This window comes from Texcoconibacillus texcoconensis, assembly GCF_014202575.1.
GTDB classification, from domain to species: Bacteria; Bacillota; Bacilli; order Bacillales; family Salisediminibacteriaceae; genus Texcoconibacillus; species Texcoconibacillus texcoconensis.
The window spans coordinates 223,342-243,809 of the sequence record NZ_JACHHB010000001.1; the positions used below are offsets into that span (position 1 = coordinate 223,342).

The window sequence follows — 20,468 nt, forward strand, 5'->3', positions numbered from 1 at the left end:
CTTACTCTCCTTTCGTAAACTCATTAATAAGGCGAGTGACGGATTCATCATATGTGACAGATTCATCCGTTTCTTGCTTTAAAAAGGAAGTGATCTTTGGCTGAAGCTTGATCGCCTTGTCTAATTCTTTATTAGACCCTCGTTTATAAGCACCGATGTTAATCAAATCTTCATTATCGTGATAGGTTGCTAAAAGGTTTCGAAGGCGATCAGCTGCTTTTTTCTGCTGATCTGAAACAACATCATTCATAACACGGCTAACACTATTCAACACATTAATCGCTGGGAACTGACCTTTGTTTGCAAGTTCACGATCCAAAACAAGGTGACCGTCTAATATCCCCCGAACTGCATCAGCAATCGGTTCATTTAAATCATCACCATCAACAAGAACTGTATAAAAAGCTGTGATTGTACCGGATCCGTTCGTGCCACTTCTTTCTAGTAATTGCGGGAGTATTGAAAAAACCGATGGGGTATAACCTTTCGTCGTTGGTGGTTCGCCAACCGCAAGACCAACTTCCCGTTGTGCCATAGCAACACGAGTCACACTATCCATCATTAAATTTACATTTTGTCCTTGGTTACGGAAAAACTCAGCGATCGCCGTTGCCGTCAAAGCTCCCTTAATACGCATGAGCGCAGGTTGATCAGAGGTGGCAACAACGACGATCGTATTCTTCAACCCTTCTTCTCCTAAATCACGCTCAATAAAATCACGAACTTCCCGGCCTCGTTCACCTATTAAAGCAATCACATTAATATCGGCTTCTGAATTTTTTGCGATCATGGCCATCATTGTACTTTTTCCAACACCACTACCAGCAAAAATACCGACACGTTGGCCTTTACCAACTGTAAACAAACTATCAATTGCGCGTACACCTAAGCTTAAGGGTTCCGTTATTCTAGGCCTGGATAGTGGGTTTGGTGGACGGTTGTTCGTTGGGAACGGCGTTAATCCATTCGGGGGTTGCTCTCCTTCAAGGGGTCTTCCGATACCATCTACGACACGACCAATGAGTGATGCCCCAACTTTTACTTGCAACGCCGCACGTGTTGCTTCTACAAGACTTCCTGGTGCAATTTCCTCGACATTGTCAAATGGCATAAGAAGAACATGTTCCCCTTTAAAACCGACGACTTCGACCATAATTTTTCGGCGCGATTGTTTTCCTACGAGGATATAACACAAATCACCAACGGATGCTTGTGGGCCCTTGGACTCGATCATTAAACCGACAACTTGCGTTACTTTTCCATAATGCTTATAAGGGTTAATTTGATCCACATCATGAATGAGCGTTTCCACTGCCATCTTCTGTGCGCTCCTTTAACTTTTCCGCTAATTGTGATTTTATTTCTTTCAATTGACTATCAACCGACACATCAACTTGCCCTAAAGGTGATTCAATGATACATCCATTTTGAGGAAGGTTCATATCTGGGTAAATATAGAGCTCATCAGTGTGCATCACAATCGCTTGTAGTTCTTGGCGATGTTTTAAAGTAAGTTCATACCAGTCGGGGTGAACGTAAATTTTCACGTCTGGGTGTTCACGCACTTCTGCAATCGCTTGTTTGACAAGATCCAACCATGCATTTTCGTTTGTGTCGAAAGTGCTTGATATTATTCGTGCAGCTACTTTCATCGCCAAGTTTAAAATAACTGGTTCAGCCTCTTGAATACGTTCCTCATAGTGAAGCTTTGCCGAGCTTACAACGTGTTGAGCGCGGTCGATCTCGGTTTGACATTGCTGTTTAGCTTCTTGAGCTCCTTCTTGATAACCTTTCTCGTACCCTTCAGAACGTGCTGTTTCCTTTTCTTGCTTAACGAGTTTTTTCTGTTTTTTTTCTTCTTGTTTTAACTGCTTCTTCAAATCTTCAGCTTCTTGTTTTGCTTGTTCAACGATTTGTGCCGCTTCTTGTTTTGCTTCTTCTACAATTGCTTGGGCATCAGGCTTGTGGTCACCTTCATATGATGATGCATTCTCTTCATGACCCGTTTCACTATTGTCTGTTTCAGCGGTTTCTTCAAGCTTTCTTTCTGTCATGATATTGCGGATGGCTATCTTTTTTTGTTCCGTATCAATATGATTCACATTTGTAGCTTTGATGAATTTAGACAATAATATCATCTCCTCCGCCACGAGCGATGACAATTTCACCTGCTTCCTCTAGGCGACGAATCGTAGCAACAATTCGCGTTTGTGCCTCTTCAACGTCACGAAGACGGACAGGTCCCATATATTCCATTTCCTCACGAAACGTATCTGCCATACGTTGTGACATGTTGTCGAAAATGACCTTTTGTACTTCTTCACTAGCCACTTTCAACGACAACTGTAAATCCTCGTTTTCGATATCACGGATAACACGCTGAATCGAACGGTTATCCAACGTTACGATATCTTCGAAAACAAACATACGTTTCTTAATTTCTTCGGCTAGTTCAGGATCTTGAATTTCAAGACTGTCTAAAATCGTCCGTTCAGTACTGCGGTCAACGCTATTTAACACTTCAACAACCGCTTCAATACCTCCAGCTTGCGTATGATCGTTGGTCATCGTTGCTGAAAGTTTTTGTTCTAAGATGTTTTCAACTTCATTAATGATTTCCGGTGATGTGGAATCCATTGTTGCAATCCGCTTTGCAATGTCCGCCTGTAGCTCTTGCGGCAACTCCGACAAAATTTGCCCGGACTGTTCCGATTCCAAGTAGGATAAAACAAGAGCAATCGTTTGTGGGTGTTCGTTTTGTATAAAATTTAAGATTTGATTTGGATCCGTTTTACGAGCGAAATCAAAGGGGCGCACTTGCAAGGTTGAAGTGAGGCGATTAATAATGCCCATCGCCTCATTTTCTCCGAGCGCTTTCTGCAATACATCTTTCGCGTAAGAAATACCACCTTCAGAAATGTAATCTTGTGCTCTAGCCATTTGGTGAAATTGGTCAAGCACTTCTTCTTTCATGTCTGAGTCCACTTTACGAACACCAGCTATCTCAAGCGTTAACTTTTCGATTTCTTCCTCAGTTAAATGTTTATAAACTTGAGCTGAAACATCTGGACCGAGGGAGATTAAAAGAACCGCCGCTTTTTGACGCCCTGTCAACTCCTTCTTATTTTTCATGACAGTCTCCCTCCTTTTTTAATCGTCTGATAACCAGGAACGTATCAATTTTGTAAATTCTTCTGGTTTTTCCTTCGCTAAGCGTTCGAGCTGCTCACGACGGGCTTTTTCCTCCGTCATTTCCTCGTCATTTATATCAGGAATATTGGCGGGCATTTCTTCTTCACTGAACGAAGTTCGTTCTTCACTATCTTCCCTTGGTCGACGTCGGAATAACAAGACTAAAAGAAGAAGAATGAGTGCTACAAGTCCCCCCACAACGTAATACCATCCTGGTATACCTGTTTCAGGTTCAGGCATTTCTGGCTGCCCTATAAACGCTTGTGATGAGACAAATACACGATCACCAACATCGGCATCTCCCCAATCGTCAACAACATCTTGTGGTAAAGATGTGCGAACAATCTGGTTAAGAATTTCTTCAATATCATCAATTCGTTCTTGTGGCAATGAGTTAGGATCTTCTGGGTCTGGTGGTTCAACCATCACTTGGATTCCTATATCTCTTAATTTATAAGGACTTTCAGATATTTCACGATAAATTCGATTCACTTCATTATTAATTCGTTCTTCTTGCATTTCATAGTTGCCACCACCACCTGCTGCGCCAGCAGGAAAGTTCGGAACGTCATCTTCACCAGTACCAGGAACGCCTCCCTCTGCTGGTGCGTCATCTCCTTCATAGGTTTCCGTAACCCTTTCGGCACTGATCGCGATCCCTTCCATCTCTTCTTCATCAACAGGTTCAACTAAATGTTCTTCTCGATTTTCTTGTGTGAAATCCATATCTGTTGACACAGTCACTAAAACTTTATCAGGTCCCATCATCGTTCCGAGCATTTGCCGAACTTCTCTTTGAATATCTCGTTCGATGTCTCTTTGAATCGCTCGTTGTTGGTCATATGCCTCAAGGGGTGAATTAATACCTGAGCCTGACTGACGATCATCTAGTGCATAGTCTCGGAAGTTTTGGTCCATAATCGCCACTTCTTCAGGTGGTAAATTCGGCACACTCTTTGAGACAAGGTGATATAATGCAGCCACTTCTTCTTGGTCCAAAGAGTAACCTTGCCGTAAATTTAACAATACAGAAGCCGTTGCGACATCACCTTCCTCAGCTACCCAAACGCTTTCTTCAGGTAAGGTAATCATCACCTGTGCATTTTCTACACCTTCGATATTACGAATTAAATTTTCAATTTCTGTTTGCATTGCCGCACGTTCTAAAACATTAAATTCATTGTCGGTTGTTCCGAATCCCATATTTTCTTCGAATGAAGAATAATCAATGCTTCCGCTCTCAGGAACACCTTCAGCTGCAAGTTGAACTTTCAAATCATCGACGCGTGATTCAGGGACATTAATCGTTGTTCCACCATCACTTACTTGTGACGAAACATTCATTGAATCTAATTGCGCTTGAATCTCACCCGTTTCTTGAACAGTGAGGTTGTTGTAGAGAGGGACATAGTGGGTTCTAGAACCAAAGAAAGCAAAAAGCGCGATAAGCATAAGTATAAATACAATTGACCCAACCATGATTCCTTTTTGTTTGACAGTTCTCGATTGCCAAAATGATAACGTTCGCTCTTTATATTGCGTAAGCTTTTCGTTCATGTTTCCTCCCAATCCCACTGCAACATCTCTATTTCAATGTCTTATTTCTTTTGTCTTATTTAAGACTTCATTTATTATGAACCTTGGTTACTATGACTCTCCAACGACATGAAAATTTGAGACCCCCCTCCAAATGTACAGAAGGGCCTCAAACTTAAATTTGCATACGCATGACTTCTTGATATGCTTCTACAGCTTTATCTCGTATTTCCGTTGCCGTTCTTAATGTAATATCAGCCTTTTGACCTGCAATCATGACTTCATGAAGGTCAATGTCGTCACCACGTGCCATTCGTTGTGTAGCTACTTCTGATGTTTTTTGTGATTCATTCACACCACGAATCGAATCGCTTAACATCTGCTTAAATGATTGTTGCGCTTCATGTGTAGAGGTCCTTTGCTGTGTCGTCCCAGCTGTTGGTGTTGACGCCTGAGGTCGCATCATCTGTACCGCATGGTTTGTTAAGGGTTCCATTTCACTACCTCCTTAAACGTTAACGTCCTATTTCTAATGCCTTCATTAAAATATTTTTATGAGCATCAACAGCTGTCACGCTCGCTTCGTATGATCTTGATGCACTCATTAAGTCTACCATTTCCTTTAATGGATCAACGTTTGGCATTGCTACATAACCATCCTCGTTGGCATCAGGGTGTTCTGGTTGATAAACTTGCTTAAACGGAGTAGGATCATCGACAATTTGTCCTACTTTTACACCTTGGCCAGTCGAATCCGTTGTCTGCATCGCACGCCCTAAGTGAGAGGAGAAAGACGATTGTTGATTCGGTTCCAACACTGTCATTTTCCTTCGATATGGTTGCCATTCCCCATCGACAAATTCCGCTCGCGTCGAGTTTGCATTCGCTATGTTTGATGATGCTACATCCATTCTCGCCCGTTGAGACGTTAACCCGGATGCTGAGGTGTTTAAACCACTAAAAATCGACAACTTCACTACCTCCCTTGTCCAAGTGCAATCTGAATTTTATTAAAGCGACCGTTTAATTGATCCACTAATGCATTATGATTAATTTGATTTTTCGAAAGCGCGGTCATTTCATGATCAATATCGACGTTGTTCCCGTTGTGGTTATACATCGTATTGTTCCTTTTTACGACTTGTGGTTCATCCGAACGAATACCTCCAAAAGACAGGTGACCTTCGTTGGTTCGATGGGCTTGCAGACGCTCATTATCCATTGCTTGGTTTAATTCATGATTAAAAACCGTTTTTTTCGCACTGTAATTCGGTGTATCAACGTTCGCAATATTGTGTGCGATCGTTTTTTGCCTTGTAGTCGTTGCTTTTAGCGCATTTTCCAACAATTGATTTGTCGAATTCCCAAAAATATCCATGGCGTTTTTCCTCCAATTTTGTCGATTGGAACCTCCACTTGTAGTATTTTATAGAAGATTTTCTACCTTGTCTATTCGTGAATAAAATTGACTAGAGTTCGATAAAAAAGTCCCACCTTTTCAGATAGTTAAAGGCTTTAAGGTGCTTCAAACATGAGTAAAGACTCATTGCTATTTTCACAATGAATTTCCATACGAAAACACACTGAGACATTTTTCGACACAAACTTTCTATTAAAACATTAACATAGAAAGAAAGATTCAACCATGACTTATCAGCGTTTTCCCTTAAAACTTTTTAGGATAAATTCCATACAGATGTAAAAATTCAATTTTTTTCTATTCTACCATTAAAAAAAGACCATGTCGAAAAACGACAGGCCTTTACATTCATTCATTCATTCATTCATTTATGCTTCCTTGATTTTTTCTAATTCTACAAGAAATTTGTCATTTAGTACTTTGATGTACGTCCCTTTCATACCTAATGAACGGGATTCAATGACACCTGCACTTTCTAATTTTCGGAGCGCATTGACGATCACTGAGCGAGTAATACCAACACGGTCTGCAACTTTACTTGCAACAAGGAGCCCTTCATTTCCTTCAAGCTCATCAAAAATGTGTTCAACCGCTTCTAATTCACTATAAGAAAGTGAGCTAATCGCCATTTGTACAACAGCTTTGCTTCTTGCTTCTTGCTCAATTTCTTCCGCTTTTTCCTGAAGGATTTCCATCCCTACAACTGTCGCACCGTATTCACCTAGAAGCAAGTCATCATCATCGAATGACTCGTCCAATCTAGCTAGGATCAACGTCCCGAGACGTTGACCTCCACCTGCAATTGGAACGACAGTTGTCAAGCCGTTAGCAAATAGTTCTTTGTTTTCTACAGGGAAAGCTGTAAATTCACTGTTAATATCTAGATTCGCGGAAGTCTCTTCAATTTTGAACAACCCACTCGTATATTCTTCAGGAAATTGGCGTTCCTCTAGCATGCTTTTAATTCTTTCATTTTCAATTTCTTGTTTAATCGCGTAGCCTAGAAGTTTTCCACGTCGGCTTACGATAAACACATTAGCTTCAATGACATCTCTTAAAGTTACGGCCATATCTTTGAAGTTAACAGATTGACCCGCACTTTTCTGTAAGAGTTCATTAATTCTGCGCGTTCTTGAAAGTAAATTCATTTCTCTTCCTCCTACCTATAATATGTACTGATTTAGGTTACGATTTTTAGCAATTTGATCGAGTTTTTCTTCCACGTATTGAGGGGTGATCGTGATTTCTTCCATTGTTATTTCTGATGCTTCAAATGAAAGGTCTTCGAGTAAACGCTCCATAATCGTGTGCAATCTTCGTGCACCAATGTTTTCTGTTTCTTGGTTGACTTCTGTCGCAATTGTTGCAATCTTATACACAGCTTCGTCAGAAAAAGTAACACGTATACCTTCCGTTTCCAATAAAGCTTGATATTGCTTGATTAATGCGTTGTCAGGTTCAACTAAGATCTTCACAAAATCATCTACATTTAAGTTGCCTAACTCAACGCGAATCGGAAAACGACCTTGCAGTTCCGGGATAAGGTCAGAAGGTTTCGAAAAGTGGAATGCCCCCGCAGCAACAAATAGCATGTGGTCCGTTTTCACAGACCCGTACTTCGTCATTACTGTTGAACCTTCAACGATCGGAAGAATATCTCGTTGTACACCTTCCCTAGACACATTCGCGTTTTGCTGATCACTTTTTCCTGTGACTTTATCAATCTCATCAATAAAGATCATCCCTAAGTTTTCTGCTCTAGACACAGCTTCTTGTGAGACTTCATCCATATCGATCAATCGACCTGCTTCTTCTTCCGTTAACACTTTACGGGCTTCTCGTACTGTTAGGCGACGTTTTTTCTTTTTGCCAGGCATCATGCCGCCAAGCATTTCTTGCATATTCATCCCCATTTGTTCCATACCTGAACCTTGAAACATATCCATGAAATTGGAAGAATTACGTTCTTCGACTTCTATCGTGACATAATGGTCTTCCAGTTCACCGAGTGCGAGTTGATGAGCAGTACGACGCCTTTGTTCACGAATCGATGCTTCATCATCCTCTTCATCCGTCGATTCTTGTTGTGCTTGCCCTCCGAATAACATCTCTAGTGGGTTTTTATAAGACGAGTCTTTTTGTTTTTTAGGAACAAGTAGTTCAACGATTCGTTGATTGGCGTTTTCTTCTGCACGATCTTTGACGTCTAACATCTTTTGATCTTTTACGATCCGTACAGCTGATTCAACGAGATCTCGAACCATTGATTCCACATCACGACCGACGTAACCAACCTCTGTAAACTTCGTTGCCTCCACTTTAATAAACGGTGCGCCAACTAGTTTTGCGAGTCTGCGGGCAACTTCGGTTTTACCGACACCTGTCGGCCCAATCATTAAAATATTTTTCGGTGTAATCTCATCGCGCATTTTATCATTTAACTGACTACGTCGATAGCGGTTTCTAAGTGCAACAGCAACAGATCTTTTGGCTTTATTTTGACCGATGATATATTGATCCAGTTTCTCGACTATTTGTTTCGGAGTAAATGCTTCACTCATCTTGTTTCCCTCCTCATTTTTCATGCAAACTTTTGTCTATTAGGAAAGATTCTCGACGATAATTTGATCATTTGTATAAACACAAATATCCGCTGCAGTTTGAAGCGATGTTTCTGCAATCTCTTTGGCACTTAAATGTGAAGAGGATTTTTTCAGCGCACGTCCTGCTGCTAGTGCATAATTCCCTCCTGAACCAATCGCTAGAATCCCGTCATCTGGTTCAATCACTTCACCTGTTCCGGCAATTAAATATAATTGCTCACGATCCATGACAATAAGCATCGCTTCAAGGCGTCGAAGCACCTTATCACTTCGCCACTCTTTCGCAAGTTCCACTGCCGCTCGTTGCAAATTACCACTAAATTCATCAAGTTTTGCTTCAAATTTTTCAAAAAGCGTAAAAGCATCAGCAACTGAGCCTGCAAACCCTGCGACAACATTTCCATTATAAAGTCGACGCACTTTTTTTGCTGTATGTTTCATCACAACGGCATTTCCAAACGTAACTTGGCCGTCACCAGCCATAGCTGCTTCTCCATTGTGTTGGACAGCAAAGATCGTCGTCGCGTGAAATGAAGAATTACTCATGGTCATCCTCCCTTTCTTTCATAAAGAACATCAACATCATGCACGCGGATGTGCTGATGTATACACGTTTTTTAAATGTTCCTTTGTTACATGTGTATAAATTTGTGTCGATGATAAGTGACTATGACCTAGCAATTCCTGAACTGCTCGAAGGTCTGCCCCTTCATTTAACAAATGCGTAGCAAATGTGTGTCGAATCACATGCGGACTCATCCGAGAAGAAAGCGCTGCATCATCGACAAGCTTTTTTAATATTAAGCGGACTCCCCGATCAGTTAAAGGGCCACCACGATAATTTAAAAACAGCGCTTCTGTTTCGTTTTTTGCTTTATCTAATAAACGAGGACGCGATTCATTCATGTAATTGAGCACAGCTTCAACCGCAAAACCACCAACCGGGACGTAACGCTCTTTTCTACCTTTCCCTTGAACATACAAAGTTGCTAGGGCTGGGTCCAAATCACGAACCGACAACGTTACACACTCTGTAACACGGATCCCAGTCGCATATAAAATTTCGAGAAGAGCCAAGTTCCTTTGCCCAAGAGGAGTTGATGTGTCAATAGAGGTGAATAACGGTTTCAACTCTTCTTCATAAAGGAAATCTGGAAGGTGTGACCCTGTTTTAGGTGAGGCAGCTAACGCAAATGCATTTTCTTCTACATATTTTTCTCGCAATAAAAATTCATATAATGTACGAAGTGATGACAATTTACGAGCAATTGATTTTTTGGCATAACCTTGTTTATGGAGATAGGTTAAATATTGGCGAACGAACGTATAAGTCACGGCAGAGTAACGTTCAAGACCGTGTTCAGTCATGAAATGAAGAAGCTGTTTAATATCTTTTTGATAATTTTCGATTGTATGTGAGGAAGCATGCTTTTCAATTTGCAAGTATCGAGTAAACAGTTCTAATTCTGAGTTCATCCCCACGATCAGCACCTTTTCTCTTAACATCTAGAGCTACTAAATTTTATCACAATTTAGTAGCCCCATCAATGAACTTTACATTTTTTTCACAAAATTCTGAATCATTTCCAGTACTCTACCAAAAAAACTTCAAATTCGATTCCATAAACACTTTAGAAGGGTACGACACTTTTGTGTCATACCCTAAAAGTTGAAGCCCTTGTTTAGTTTGCTTCTTCTTTATAATCACATTCTGTACATTGAACATGAACAGCCTTCTTCGTTTTCTTCTCAACTAGCATATGCTCACATTTCGGACACTTTCTTGCGATCGGTTTATCCCACGAAACAAATTCGCAATTTGGATATTGATCACAACCATAAAAGATCCGATTCTTTTTACTTTTTCTTTCAACAATTTGTCCGTCATCACAACTTGGACAATCGACACCAATCTCTTTAACGATCGCTTTTGTATTGCGGCATTCCGGGAAATTTGAGCATGCCATAAACTTGCCATAGCGTCCCATTTTATAAACCATTTCATGCCCGCATTTTTCGCAATCTTCTCCAGCCGGCTCATCACGGATTTCGACTTCTTCCATTTCTTCTTCCGCTATCTTTAGTCGTTGTTCAAAATCTTGATAAAATTCATCGATAATCTGAACCCAACGCTGTTGACCGTCTTCTACCGAATCTAAGTCATTTTCCATCTTCGCCGTGAACTCCACATCGAGAATTTCAGGGAAGAATTCCTCAATAAGTTGCAAAACAATTTCCCCTAATTCTGTTGGGACAAAACGCTTATTATCTAATGAAACATAGTTCCTACGCTGAATCGTATCCAACGTCGGCGCAAACGTAGATGGTCGGCCAATTCCTAGCTCCTCCATCGTCTTTACAAGCCGAGCTTCTGTATAACGAGGTGGTGGTTGCGTAAAATGTTGACTCGGTTCAATTTTCTCATAAGAAATGTCTTCTCCTTCTTCCATCTCAGGGAGGAGTCGATCTTCTTCCTTCTTCCCGTCATCATTTCCTTCGGTGTATACTTTCATAAAACCAGGAAATTTCAGTTTTGAACCGTTCGCTCGAAACATGACGCCACCATTTTCTAAGTCGACAGCCATCGTATCCATGATCGCTGGCGCCATTTCACTAGCGACCATTCGCTCCCATATCAATTTATAAAGGCGATACTGGTCTCTCGATAGATACTGCTTAACCGACTTTGGATCTTTTAAGACTGCAGTCGGACGCACAGCTTCGTGCGCATCTTGTGCATTCGAACTTTGCTGTTTTTTACGTTCGCCTTTTTTCGTATACTCTGATCCAAAATGGGTTTCAATGTATTCTTTCGCATCTTTTTTGGCGGTATCTGATATACGTGTTGAGTCTGTTCTCATATACGTAATGAGACCGACTGTACCTTCTTTCCCGAGGTCGATACCTTCATATAATTGTTGAGCGACCATCATCGTTTTCTTCGCACGAAAGTTTAGTTTACGCGCTGCTTCCTGCTGTAAAGATGATGTCGTAAATGGTTGAACAGGATTACGCTTACGTTCCCGTTTTTTCACTTGTTTTACTGTCAGCTGTTTACCATCGATTCGTGAAAGAATGTCGTCTACATCTTCCTTCGACTTCAAATCTTTTTTCTTTCCATCGAGACTATGGAACTTTGCAGAAAACGTATCTTTCCCTTTATTTAAGGCAGCTTCAATTGACCAATATTCTTCAGGAACAAAGTTTTGTATTTCTTTCTCTCGATCAATAATCATTTTCACAGCGACCGATTGGACTCGTCCAGCACTTAGCCCTTTCTTTACTTTTTTCCAAAGCAAAGGACTGATGTTATAACCAACAAGACGATCAAGAACACGACGTGCTTGCTGTGCGTCAACGAGATTCATATCGATCTTACGTGGTGTTTTAAAAGCGTCCTTAATCGCATCTTTAGTAATCTCGTTAAAGACAACACGACAATCTGCGTCTTCTTCAATGTTTAGACTATGTGCAAGGTGCCAAGCTATGGCTTCCCCTTCACGATCGGGGTCGGCTGCGAGATACACTTTTTTTGCTTTTTTTGCCGCCGTCTTTAACTCTTTAAGAACAGGACCCTTACCGCGAATCGTAATGTACTTTGGTTTGTAGTTGTTTTCAACATCGACACCTGTTTGACTTTTCGGTAAATCTATCACGTGTCCCATAGAAGCCTTTACGGCATATTTCTTTCCTAAGTATTTCCCTATCGTCTTCGCTTTTGCGGGAGATTCAACGATCACTAAGTAATCGGACATTTTCTGTTTTCCTCCCCCTTTTAGAGGTAAAATGAAATCTTCCCTATTATTAACCACTCTTTTACGGTTTGTCAAACATCAAAACGGTAAAATTGTGGAAATGGTTCTATTTTATTTTGGTAAAACATCGTTTATCCGCCTTTTAGCACCACTAAAAAATGATTTCAATTTTTTCTTACCGCTGTTTTCGTATAGCGTACTATATCATTTGTATCGTACTTGGAATAGTTCGTTTGTATTGCAAAGTAATAATCTTTTAGAAAACTTTCTAATTGAGTTATCTTACGATCCAATTTCATAATGAAGGGGTTTAACAAACATCACGAATGTAATCAGTTATCACGAAAGTTAACGTTCGTTTTGGCAACGAGTGATTGAAACGAAAGGCGGCGACTCCCAGAGGATAGAGCGCAGTCTGAAGATCCACTTATGCAAGGCCTGGCCGAGCATAAGTTAGCTGAAGACAAGCCCTCGGGAAAGCGTCCGCCTGCAGTGAAAATCACCATCCATGTTCGGAGATGATCTTTAATCTATTATGAAATTCATTCTTACTTCAAAACGAATTCATTAACTATATCATTAGCATCATGAATACATAATGCTCCTTCTTGAATTAAGCGGTGACACCCTTCCGTTCGAGGGTCATCGATCGGTCCTGGTAAACTATAGACATCTCTCCCTTGTTCTAAAGCCGTATATGCTGTTATTAATGAGCCACTACGCTTTTTTGCTTCGACGACAAATGTTGCTTTCGTTAGTCCACTTATGATTCGATTTCGTTCGGGAAAGCGCCATTTCGCTGGCGGTGTGTGTGGAGGATATTCACTGAGGAGAAGATGATTTTGGGCAATTCCTTGACTTAGTGAGCGATGTTGTTTCGGGTAAATGTGGTCAAAACCTGCACCCAGGACAGCGATCGTCCTCCCTCCGTTCTGCAATGTTAGTTGGTGAGCGTATCCATCTACGCCTAATGCAAGACCGCTGACAACCATAATACCTTCTTTACATAGAGGGGGAATAAGCTGACTTAATAAACGATATGAGCGCTCAGATGGGTCACGAGTACCTACCACAGCTAAACTCTTTGATTCATGTAAATATGTTATATTTCCTTTAACGTATATGACAAATGGAGGATCGTAAATTTCTTTTAACAAAGGGGGATAATCTCGGTGAGAAAATATAAGAGGGACGATATGTTGATGACTAAAGTGAGCTAATAAGGAATCAATAGAACTTCTCTGCAATCGGTCATATAAAACGTTTAATGTACGAAAAGTCGATGTTGTTACGCGTTGAAAGTCAGTAATAGAAAAATGATACAGGTCCGATAAATCCGGGTCATTCACGACAATTTGCGACACAAGTTTTGAGCGACCATCACAACAGGTATGTAAATGAAGAAGCCGCTTCTCAAATTCATTCATTTTTCATCCTCCAATCCATCTTCATTGAATTTTCGGTAACGTTCTCATTATTAGAAGTCGGCACGAAAAAAAACGTACCGACTTCCCTATGTGCTTCAGAAATGCTTGAGTAAAATTGGGATAAAAACCATTATACTTCATGAGTCACACATTTGTCATAAATCCCTTTCTCTTTTAATGCTGAAATCAGCGTCTCACCCATCACTGCTGGTGTATCCGCTACCTTTACACCAGCTGCCTCGAGACTTGAAATTTTTTCTTTTGCTGTTCCTTTTCCACCAGAAATAATTGCACCTGCATGACCCATTCTCTTACCTGGTGGTGCAGTTTGCCCACCGATAAATCCAGCAACAGGCTTTGTCATGTTTTCTTTTATCCATTCTGCCGCTTCTTCCTCAGCTGTTCCGCCAATTTCACCGATCATCATCACCGCATGGGTATCTGGGTCGTCATTAAACAATTTTAAGACATCGATAAAACTCGTGCCATTCACCGGGTCCCCGCCGATACCTACAGCCGTTGATTGACCAATTCCTTCATTAGATAATTGACCAACAGCTTCATAAGTTAACGTACCTGAACGAGACACAACACCAACATGCCCGCGTTTATGAATATAACCTGGCATAATACCAATTTTGCATTCTTCTGGTGTAATGACACCTGGGCAGTTAGGCCCAATTAGTCGTGTCGTTTTCCCTTCCATAAAACGCTTGACCTTGATCATATCAACAACTGGAATACCTTCTGTAATCGTAATCACGATATCGACACCTGCATCTGTCGCTTCCATAATAGCATCAGCTGCAAAAGCTGGTGGAACATAGATCACAGATGCATTTGCACCCGTCTTTTCGACAGCCTCACTGACAGTATCAAAAACCGGGATACCCTCGATGTCTGTACCCCCTTTTCCTGGTGTCACACCTCCGACGATATTCGTCCCATATGCTCTCGACTGTTCTGTATGAAACCAGCCTGTTGAGCCGGTAATCCCTTGGACGATTACTTTTGTATTTTTATCGATAAGGATACTCATCGTTGCCCCCGCCTTTCTATTTTACTTGTGATACGATTTTTTCCGCACCGTCAGCCATCGAATCAGCTGCAGTAATATTCAATCCTGATTGTTCCAACATTTGCTTTCCTCGTTCAACATTGGTACCTTCTAGTCTTACAACGAGTGGAATCTTTAAGCCTGCTTCTTTCGTTGCAGCAATGATTCCATCAGCAATCACATCACACTTCATAATGCCACCGAATATATTCACGTAAATGCCTTGAACGTTCGTATCGGAAAGAATGATTTTAAAAGCTTCAGTGACTTTTTCGGCTGATGCGCCACCTCCTACATCAAGGAAGTTAGCTGGCTCTCCATCGTAATATTTAATGATATCCATCGTTGCCATAGCTAGACCTGCACCATTTACCATGCAGCCGATGTTTCCATCTAAAGAGATATAACTAAGGTCATATTTAGATGCTTCAATCTCTTTTTCATCTTCTTCATCTAAATCACGATATTCATATACTTCTTTTTGACGATACAGCGCATTAGAGTCAAAATTTAATTTTGCATCCAACGCCATTACCCGTCCATCCCCTGTTGTAACAAGGGGGTTTATTTCTGCAATTGAGCAATCTTTTTCAATGAATACTTGATATAGACCAAGCATAAATTTCACAGATTCTTTAATGAGGTCATTTGGAATATTGATATTAAAAGCCAAACGTCGTGCTTGGTAAGGCATTAAACCTACAATTGGGTCAATCACCTCTTGAAAGATCTTTTCTGGCGTTTTTTCAGCCACCTCTTCGATCTCTGTTCCACCCTCTTCAGATGCCATCATAACAACACTCGAAGTCGCACGATCAACAACGAGACCGATGTAATATTCTTGTTTAATATCGCACCCTTCTTCAATAAGAAGGCGTTTCACTTCTTTTCCTTCAGGTCCTGTCTGGTGTGTTACAAGCGTTTTACCGAGAATTTCATCAGCATATGTACGCACTTCATCTTTTGTTTTGGCAACTTTTACGCCACCAGCTTTGCCGCGCCCTCCAGCATGAATTTGAGCTTTAACAACGGAAACATTTGAATTCAATTGTTCTGCCGCTTCAACAGCTTCTTCGACAGAAAACGCCACTTTTCCGTTTGGCACAGCAACGCCATAAGAACGGAGAATTTCTTTCCCTTGATACTCATGGATATTCATAAACTTGCCTCCAATCTTGATGTACGTGGATAGTTTGCTGTTAAAACTATAACAGTCTTACTTTCAATTACATTCTACACAAGAAGGACAATTCCTCCATTATAAACAAAATTCAAACAAAGATTTCAAAAAAGAAAGAGCACCACCAATTTTAAAGCACATTTTGTCGAATGAAAAAGCTGACAAAGGGGATTCTACCTCAATGTCAGCTACTTTTAACATTATGATTTACAATAGGGTTCTATTATTAACAGTTTTCATCCTTTTCATCTTTCATTTTCTCGGCCATTTTTTTAGATGTTTGATCGGCTAAACGGTCCGTTTCTTGTGCCGAGTGGAAGATACCAAATTCATGAGCGATTTCTTCGCGGTACGTATTCATATATTGATCAAGTTGATCGACGAGCAGACGGTTTCTCGAGCTCATACTATCCCTCCCTTTAACATGGTACGTTTATCATTTCCTAAAGGAGAGGATTTATGTGATGTTTACTCGTTGGCGTTAGATTTCGTGTCCATTTGTCGATCAATGCGATAAATAAAAGCAAATAATTCAGCGACAACTTCATATAGCTCTGTAGGAATTTGTTCGTTCACTTCTAATTGAGCTAACAATTCAACGAGCGATGAATCTTCCTGAATAGGGATATTGTTTTTTTCGGCAATATCCACCAATTGGTCTGCCACATAGCCGCGCCCTTTTGCTTTCACCTTTGGCGCCTCGTCCTTTTCACCATCATAATTAAGGGCCACAGCACGTTGTTGTGACTTTTGTATGCTTTTGTAATGATTACTCATACACGCACATCCAATCCTTGATAAGACCTTTCATCGATCCGCATTTCGTGGTGGTTCGATGGCTGTGCCACTTGGCTTTTCTCTTTAGGTTGAACCCATTTCACCGTTGATAGGCGGTAATCTAAAGACGCAAGCTGTTGTTGTAAATGGGGTTTTAACGCTTCAATTAAGTCTGTCGGTTTATCTTCTTCATTAAAGATTTGTAAAGCAACAATACGATTTTGGATTTGTACATCAATCACCGTTTCATCTAATTTCTCTAAATAAAGATAAAATAAAATTCGACAATGATTACTATCAATTTTTCCATCAGGGGTTCTCTTTGATTCCCATTGAACAGTAATGTCTTGATATGAATCCGAATATTTCACAGGCCACTGGCTAATAATTTGCTGGAGTGGTCCATTTTGTTCAGAGGCTAGCAATTGTTGCCCTGTTAAACGTTGTAACAAGAACTCTGCTTGCTCGAGCATTTGACTTGAAAGTGGTAACTGTAAAGTTTGCATCAATAAAGGTTTAAGTTGCTGTGTAGCATCAAAACTTTGTGAAACTCTCCCTTGTTGAGCTTGGTTTTGCAAGTCATACTCAAACGACATCCCTAACTGTTGTAAGAGCGATTGGAATGGAAAATTGGGATTCGAATGAGTTGGTGAGCCAATGTTTGCTCGCGTTGTCTGCTGCCATTCTTCAATCGCCCCACGCATCTCACTAGTAAGGCTTGTCGGTGACTGAATCATTTGCTGAAACTGCTGTAATGCTTGTTCTTGAGTCGCTGAACCTCCTAGAAGCTGAACAAATTGATTGAACATTTGCCGATCTGCTAAAGCTTCAGGTCGAATTGTACTCATCAACGTTGTAAATACAGTGCTCGCTTCCATGTTAGCAAGTGGGACGCCTTGATTCGATGCTAAATGTGGCCATAATTGATTGACAATCTGACGATTTTGTTCATTTAAGACAGCGGATTTGAACTGCTCATACACTTGTGTAATCGGTTGGTCTTGTGGGAAGAGACCGAGTTGGCGAAGGATTTGTTCTGCTCCTGTAGCGACGCTGCGATCATTCATTGATTCATTTCCGACCATTTGTAAAATGTTCATGAGTGGATGTTCGTTTCTCCCCATTTGTGCCTGCGATAGCATTTGTAACAATTGCCCATTTAGTTGCTGCAATATAGCATATTTATTCCCTTCTTGAGAAAGCGTTTGTTGCAGCTTTAACATCGTTTCACCTAAAGGTTCTGTAGCGTGCCAAGCTTGCAAACTTTGAAACGTTGTTTCTGTTATTGGCAAACGGCGCTCAAGCATCGTTTGCATCAACTCTACACCTGATTGATTAACCATGTTCGTTTGCTGCAATATTTGACCTGCATCTTGTATATTTTGCTTAGAGAAAGGAAGGTTTGTTTGTGTAAACTGCTGAATAAGCATTCGATTCGCTTTCGTATCCTGTAAACCGATTTGTCGTAATAAAGAATCTTGATGAGAGCGGTCTTCTGCAGACCCGCGCTCCGTTAATGCGTTAACATTTTCCAATACTTTTAACCTAGGTAAGCTATCGCTACTCCCTTGCACTCGAAACCAATAACGCATCCCTTGTTCTAGTGAAGCTTCTAACCGAGCGGTTAATGCAACATCACCAATTGAAAGTCGCGCTAAGTTTCCTGGGTAAAGTTTATGAATTTGCCCTTGAAACATTTGCCCTGGTCGAAGTTGCACAGATGATTTTGTTTGGCCTAACTGAACGCCTGACAGTTGTTGACCGATCACATTCATAAATAAACCTCCTTATTGCGAAACAATGTCCTTTACAGGTGCGAACGAACGTCGATGTTCTTTTATTACCCCATATGTTTTGAGGGCATTGACATGCATTTCTGTCGGATAACCCATGTGCCTTTCAAAACCATATGCTGGGTATATTGAAGCTAACTCACTCATATACTGGTCACGTTCGACTTTAGCAACAACAGAAGCTGCCGCAATTGAGAGTGACAAAGCATCCCCCTTAATAAGTGATTGTTGCGGCAAGTTTGTGCTTAGCGTCATCGCATCGGTAAGTAAATACTCTGGTTTAGGGTCAAGTGATGCTACCGCTTGTTCCATCGCATATTTAGATGCTTGATAAATGTTCATTTCATCGATTTCCTCTGCTGTCACCCAGCTGACAGATACCGCCAATGCTTGTTCATAAATTTGTTCGTATAAACGGTTTCGCTCTTCGATAGAAAGTTGTTTTGAATCAGTCAAACCTAGTAAATTTGCATTCTCTGGTAATATGACAGCACAAGAGACGACCGGCCCAGCTAACGGCCCACGGCCTACTTCGTCAATGCCAGCAATGTAATGATATCCTTCCTTACGTAAACGTTGCTCGTACATTAGCATTTCAATGTGCTTTTCCTCTTGATGTCTCTTTTTGTCCTGCCGTTTTTTCCAGCGCTTTAATAAAGACTGAACACCTTTTCGGCTATCTTCAGTCCAGGTTATTATTCTTGGATCATTTTCATCTTCAATTTCGTGTAATTGTGCTTCGATTTCTGAGATCGTTTCTTTTTTCATACTTTTTGCTCCCTTTACATTTACTTTTTATATCGGTTATCTACAAAGATTGTTTAATAACCCTTATATACAGAAAAAAACACGCCCCAATGAGCGTGTCTTTCTTTAGCTTGGAGGTTCTTCTAATGTCATTCGGCCGAGTCTTCCTGATCTGAAATCTCGAAATATGACTTCAGCGGTTCGTTCATAGTCGATATTTCCCCCTGATACTAGACAACCGCGACGCTTTCCGATTTCATCAAACCATTCAACAATATCATCTGAATCGATAGATACTTGGTAACGTTCTTGTAATTGTTCCGGATAAGATGACCTTAGATAACGTAATAAGAATACGACCGCATCTTGAACGTCAAATATCTCCTCTTTGATCGCACCTGTTAAAGCAAGACGAAATCCTACATCTTGTTCTTCAAACTTCGGCCACAAAATCCCTGGTGTATCTAAAAGTTCAATTTTTTTTGCTACTTTAATCCATTGCTGACTTTTCGTAACCCCTGGCTTATCACCAATTTTCGTTGATTTACGTTTAGCTAAACGATTGATCAATGTCGATTTCCCAACATTGGGAATCCCTAAAATCATCGCTCGAACTGGACGCGGGTTCATTCCTTTTTTCTTCATTTTTTCAATCATATCAGAAGCAAGCTCATTTACTTGATCAGGAATATGCTGAACACCAGAACCATCTTGCGCGTTTATTTCTAACGTTTTCGCTCCTTGCGCTTCGTAATATTCACGCCAACGCTTCGTCACTTCTTTATCAGCCATATCCGCCTTATTTAATAAGATAAGACGTGGTTTGTTTTCTACAAGGTCATCGATTTTTGGATTTCTCGATGAATACGGGATACGAGCATCAAGCAGTTCAATGACGACATCGATACGCTTTAACTGCTCGGATACTTGCCGTAAAGCTTTTGCCATATGACCTGGATACCATTGGATTGACACAACATC

General features: G+C 40.8%; 20 protein-coding genes. All 20 read right to left on the reverse strand.

Annotation, left to right across the window (positions count from 1 at the left end):
* Position 1: 1 nt before the first annotated feature.
* A complete protein-coding gene (gene fliI / locus HNQ41_RS01050; RefSeq protein WP_184662555.1) occupies positions 2 to 1,318 on the reverse strand; it encodes a flagellar protein export ATPase FliI in 1,317 nt (438 codons plus the stop codon).
* Positions 1,293 to 2,129 carry a flagellar assembly protein FliH gene (gene fliH / locus HNQ41_RS01055; protein WP_184662556.1) on the reverse strand — a complete coding sequence of 279 codons (837 nt, stop codon included), beginning with the start codon at positions 2,127 to 2,129 and terminating at the stop codon, positions 1,293 to 1,295. The genes fliI and fliH overlap by 26 nt, the downstream gene beginning before the upstream one ends.
* Positions 2,122 to 3,132 (reverse strand): flagellar motor switch protein FliG, encoded by a 1,011-nt coding sequence (gene fliG, locus HNQ41_RS01060; protein WP_184662557.1) that lies wholly within the window; start codon positions 3,130 to 3,132, stop codon positions 2,122 to 2,124. The genes fliH and fliG overlap by 8 nt, the downstream gene beginning before the upstream one ends.
* 18 nt (positions 3,133 to 3,150) lie before the next feature.
* Positions 3,151 to 4,749 carry a flagellar basal-body MS-ring/collar protein FliF gene (gene fliF, locus HNQ41_RS01065; protein ID WP_184662558.1) on the reverse strand — a complete coding sequence of 533 codons (1,599 nt, stop codon included), beginning with the start codon at positions 4,747 to 4,749 and terminating at the stop codon, positions 3,151 to 3,153.
* Between the two features lie 154 nt (positions 4,750 to 4,903).
* Positions 4,904 to 5,224, reverse strand: coding sequence for a flagellar hook-basal body complex protein FliE (gene fliE, locus HNQ41_RS01070; protein ID WP_184662559.1), 321 nt, complete (start codon positions 5,222 to 5,224; stop codon positions 4,904 to 4,906).
* Between the two features lie 19 nt (positions 5,225 to 5,243).
* Complete coding sequence (flgC, locus tag HNQ41_RS01075; RefSeq protein WP_184662560.1) at positions 5,244 to 5,699, reverse strand: flagellar basal body rod protein FlgC; 456 nt, start codon at positions 5,697 to 5,699, stop codon at positions 5,244 to 5,246.
* 5 nt (positions 5,700 to 5,704) lie between these two features.
* Positions 5,705 to 6,106 (reverse strand): flagellar basal body rod protein FlgB, encoded by a 402-nt coding sequence (gene flgB, locus HNQ41_RS01080; protein WP_184662561.1) that lies wholly within the window; start codon positions 6,104 to 6,106, stop codon positions 5,705 to 5,707.
* A 410-nt stretch (positions 6,107 to 6,516) separates the two neighbouring features.
* Complete coding sequence (codY, locus tag HNQ41_RS01085) at positions 6,517 to 7,296, reverse strand: GTP-sensing pleiotropic transcriptional regulator CodY (RefSeq protein WP_184662562.1); 780 nt, start codon at positions 7,294 to 7,296, stop codon at positions 6,517 to 6,519.
* Between the two features lie 15 nt (positions 7,297 to 7,311).
* On the reverse strand, positions 7,312 to 8,709 hold the full coding sequence (gene hslU / locus HNQ41_RS01090) for an ATP-dependent protease ATPase subunit HslU (protein ID WP_184662563.1): 1,398 nt from the start codon (positions 8,707 to 8,709) through the stop codon (positions 7,312 to 7,314).
* Positions 8,710 to 8,748: 39 nt separating this feature from the next.
* Positions 8,749 to 9,297 carry an ATP-dependent protease subunit HslV gene (gene hslV, locus HNQ41_RS01095; RefSeq protein WP_184662564.1) on the reverse strand — a complete coding sequence of 183 codons (549 nt, stop codon included), beginning with the start codon at positions 9,295 to 9,297 and terminating at the stop codon, positions 8,749 to 8,751.
* Between the two features lie 36 nt (positions 9,298 to 9,333).
* Complete coding sequence (gene xerC / locus HNQ41_RS01100) at positions 9,334 to 10,233, reverse strand: tyrosine recombinase XerC (protein ID WP_425506935.1); 900 nt, start codon at positions 10,231 to 10,233, stop codon at positions 9,334 to 9,336.
* Positions 10,234 to 10,433: 200 nt separating this feature from the next.
* The gene (topA, locus tag HNQ41_RS01105; RefSeq protein WP_184662565.1) at positions 10,434 to 12,506 is read right to left on the reverse strand and encodes a type I DNA topoisomerase; all 2,073 of its coding nucleotides are present in this window, start codon (positions 12,504 to 12,506) and stop codon (positions 10,434 to 10,436) included.
* Positions 12,507 to 13,054: 548 nt separating this feature from the next.
* A complete protein-coding gene (dprA, locus tag HNQ41_RS01110; protein WP_184662566.1) occupies positions 13,055 to 13,933 on the reverse strand; it encodes a DNA-processing protein DprA in 879 nt (292 codons plus the stop codon).
* Between the two features lie 130 nt (positions 13,934 to 14,063).
* Positions 14,064 to 14,972 (reverse strand): succinate--CoA ligase subunit alpha, encoded by a 909-nt coding sequence (sucD, locus tag HNQ41_RS01115; protein ID WP_184662567.1) that lies wholly within the window; start codon positions 14,970 to 14,972, stop codon positions 14,064 to 14,066.
* 16 nt (positions 14,973 to 14,988) lie between these two features.
* On the reverse strand, positions 14,989 to 16,149 hold the full coding sequence (gene sucC / locus HNQ41_RS01120; RefSeq protein WP_184662568.1) for an ADP-forming succinate--CoA ligase subunit beta: 1,161 nt from the start codon (positions 16,147 to 16,149) through the stop codon (positions 14,989 to 14,991).
* A 247-nt stretch (positions 16,150 to 16,396) separates the two neighbouring features.
* The gene (locus tag HNQ41_RS01125) at positions 16,397 to 16,576 is read right to left on the reverse strand and encodes an alpha/beta-type small acid-soluble spore protein (RefSeq protein WP_184662569.1); all 180 of its coding nucleotides are present in this window, start codon (positions 16,574 to 16,576) and stop codon (positions 16,397 to 16,399) included.
* Between the two features lie 62 nt (positions 16,577 to 16,638).
* Positions 16,639 to 16,947, reverse strand: a complete 309-nt coding sequence (locus tag HNQ41_RS01130) for an EscU/YscU/HrcU family type III secretion system export apparatus switch protein (RefSeq protein WP_184662570.1) — start codon at positions 16,945 to 16,947, stop codon at positions 16,639 to 16,641.
* Positions 16,944 to 18,722, reverse strand: a complete 1,779-nt coding sequence (locus HNQ41_RS01135; RefSeq protein ID WP_184662571.1) for a hypothetical protein — start codon at positions 18,720 to 18,722, stop codon at positions 16,944 to 16,946. Before HNQ41_RS01135 ends, HNQ41_RS01130 begins: the two co-directional genes overlap by 4 nt.
* A 12-nt stretch (positions 18,723 to 18,734) precedes the next feature.
* Positions 18,735 to 19,508, reverse strand: coding sequence for a ribonuclease HII (locus tag HNQ41_RS01140; RefSeq protein ID WP_184662572.1), 774 nt, complete (start codon positions 19,506 to 19,508; stop codon positions 18,735 to 18,737).
* A 105-nt stretch (positions 19,509 to 19,613) separates the two neighbouring features.
* Positions 19,614 to 20,462, reverse strand: coding sequence for a ribosome biogenesis GTPase YlqF (ylqF, locus tag HNQ41_RS01145; protein WP_184662573.1), 849 nt, complete (start codon positions 20,460 to 20,462; stop codon positions 19,614 to 19,616).
* Between the last annotated feature and the right edge of the window lie 6 nt (positions 20,463 to 20,468).

Bases quoted from the DNA above. Each gene is read 5' to 3' on its own strand.
- fliI (WP_184662555.1), bottom strand. From the start codon at position 1,318: ATGGCAGTGGAAACGCTCATTCATGATGTGGATCAAATTAACCCTTAT.
- fliG (WP_184662557.1), bottom strand. From the start codon at position 3,132: ATGAAAAATAAGAAGGAGTTGACAGGGCGTCAAAAAGCGGCGGTTCTT.
- fliF (WP_184662558.1), bottom strand. From the start codon at position 4,749: ATGAACGAAAAGCTTACGCAATATAAAGAGCGAACGTTATCATTTTGG.
- fliE (WP_184662559.1), bottom strand. From the start codon at position 5,224: ATGGAACCCTTAACAAACCATGCGGTACAGATGATGCGACCTCAGGCG.
- flgB (WP_184662561.1), bottom strand. From the start codon at position 6,106: ATGGATATTTTTGGGAATTCGACAAATCAATTGTTGGAAAATGCGCTA.
- codY (WP_184662562.1), bottom strand. From the start codon at position 7,296: ATGAATTTACTTTCAAGAACGCGCAGAATTAATGAACTCTTACAGAAA.
- hslU (WP_184662563.1), bottom strand. From the start codon at position 8,709: ATGAGTGAAGCATTTACTCCGAAACAAATAGTCGAGAAACTGGATCAA.
- hslV (WP_184662564.1), bottom strand. From the start codon at position 9,297: ATGAGTAATTCTTCATTTCACGCGACGACGATCTTTGCTGTCCAACAC.
- topA (WP_184662565.1), bottom strand. From the start codon at position 12,506: ATGTCCGATTACTTAGTGATCGTTGAATCTCCCGCAAAAGCGAAGACG.
- dprA (WP_184662566.1), bottom strand. From the start codon at position 13,933: ATGAATGAATTTGAGAAGCGGCTTCTTCATTTACATACCTGTTGTGAT.
- sucD (WP_184662567.1), bottom strand. From the start codon at position 14,972: ATGAGTATCCTTATCGATAAAAATACAAAAGTAATCGTCCAAGGGATT.
- sucC (WP_184662568.1), bottom strand. From the start codon at position 16,149: ATGAATATCCATGAGTATCAAGGGAAAGAAATTCTCCGTTCTTATGGC.
- HNQ41_RS01125 (WP_184662569.1), bottom strand. From the start codon at position 16,576: ATGAGCTCGAGAAACCGTCTGCTCGTCGATCAACTTGATCAATATATG.
- HNQ41_RS01130 (WP_184662570.1), bottom strand. From the start codon at position 16,947: ATGAGTAATCATTACAAAAGCATACAAAAGTCACAACAACGTGCTGTG.
- HNQ41_RS01135 (WP_184662571.1), bottom strand. From the start codon at position 18,722: ATGAATGTGATCGGTCAACAACTGTCAGGCGTTCAGTTAGGCCAAACA.
- HNQ41_RS01140 (WP_184662572.1), bottom strand. From the start codon at position 19,508: ATGAAAAAAGAAACGATCTCAGAAATCGAAGCACAATTACACGAAATT.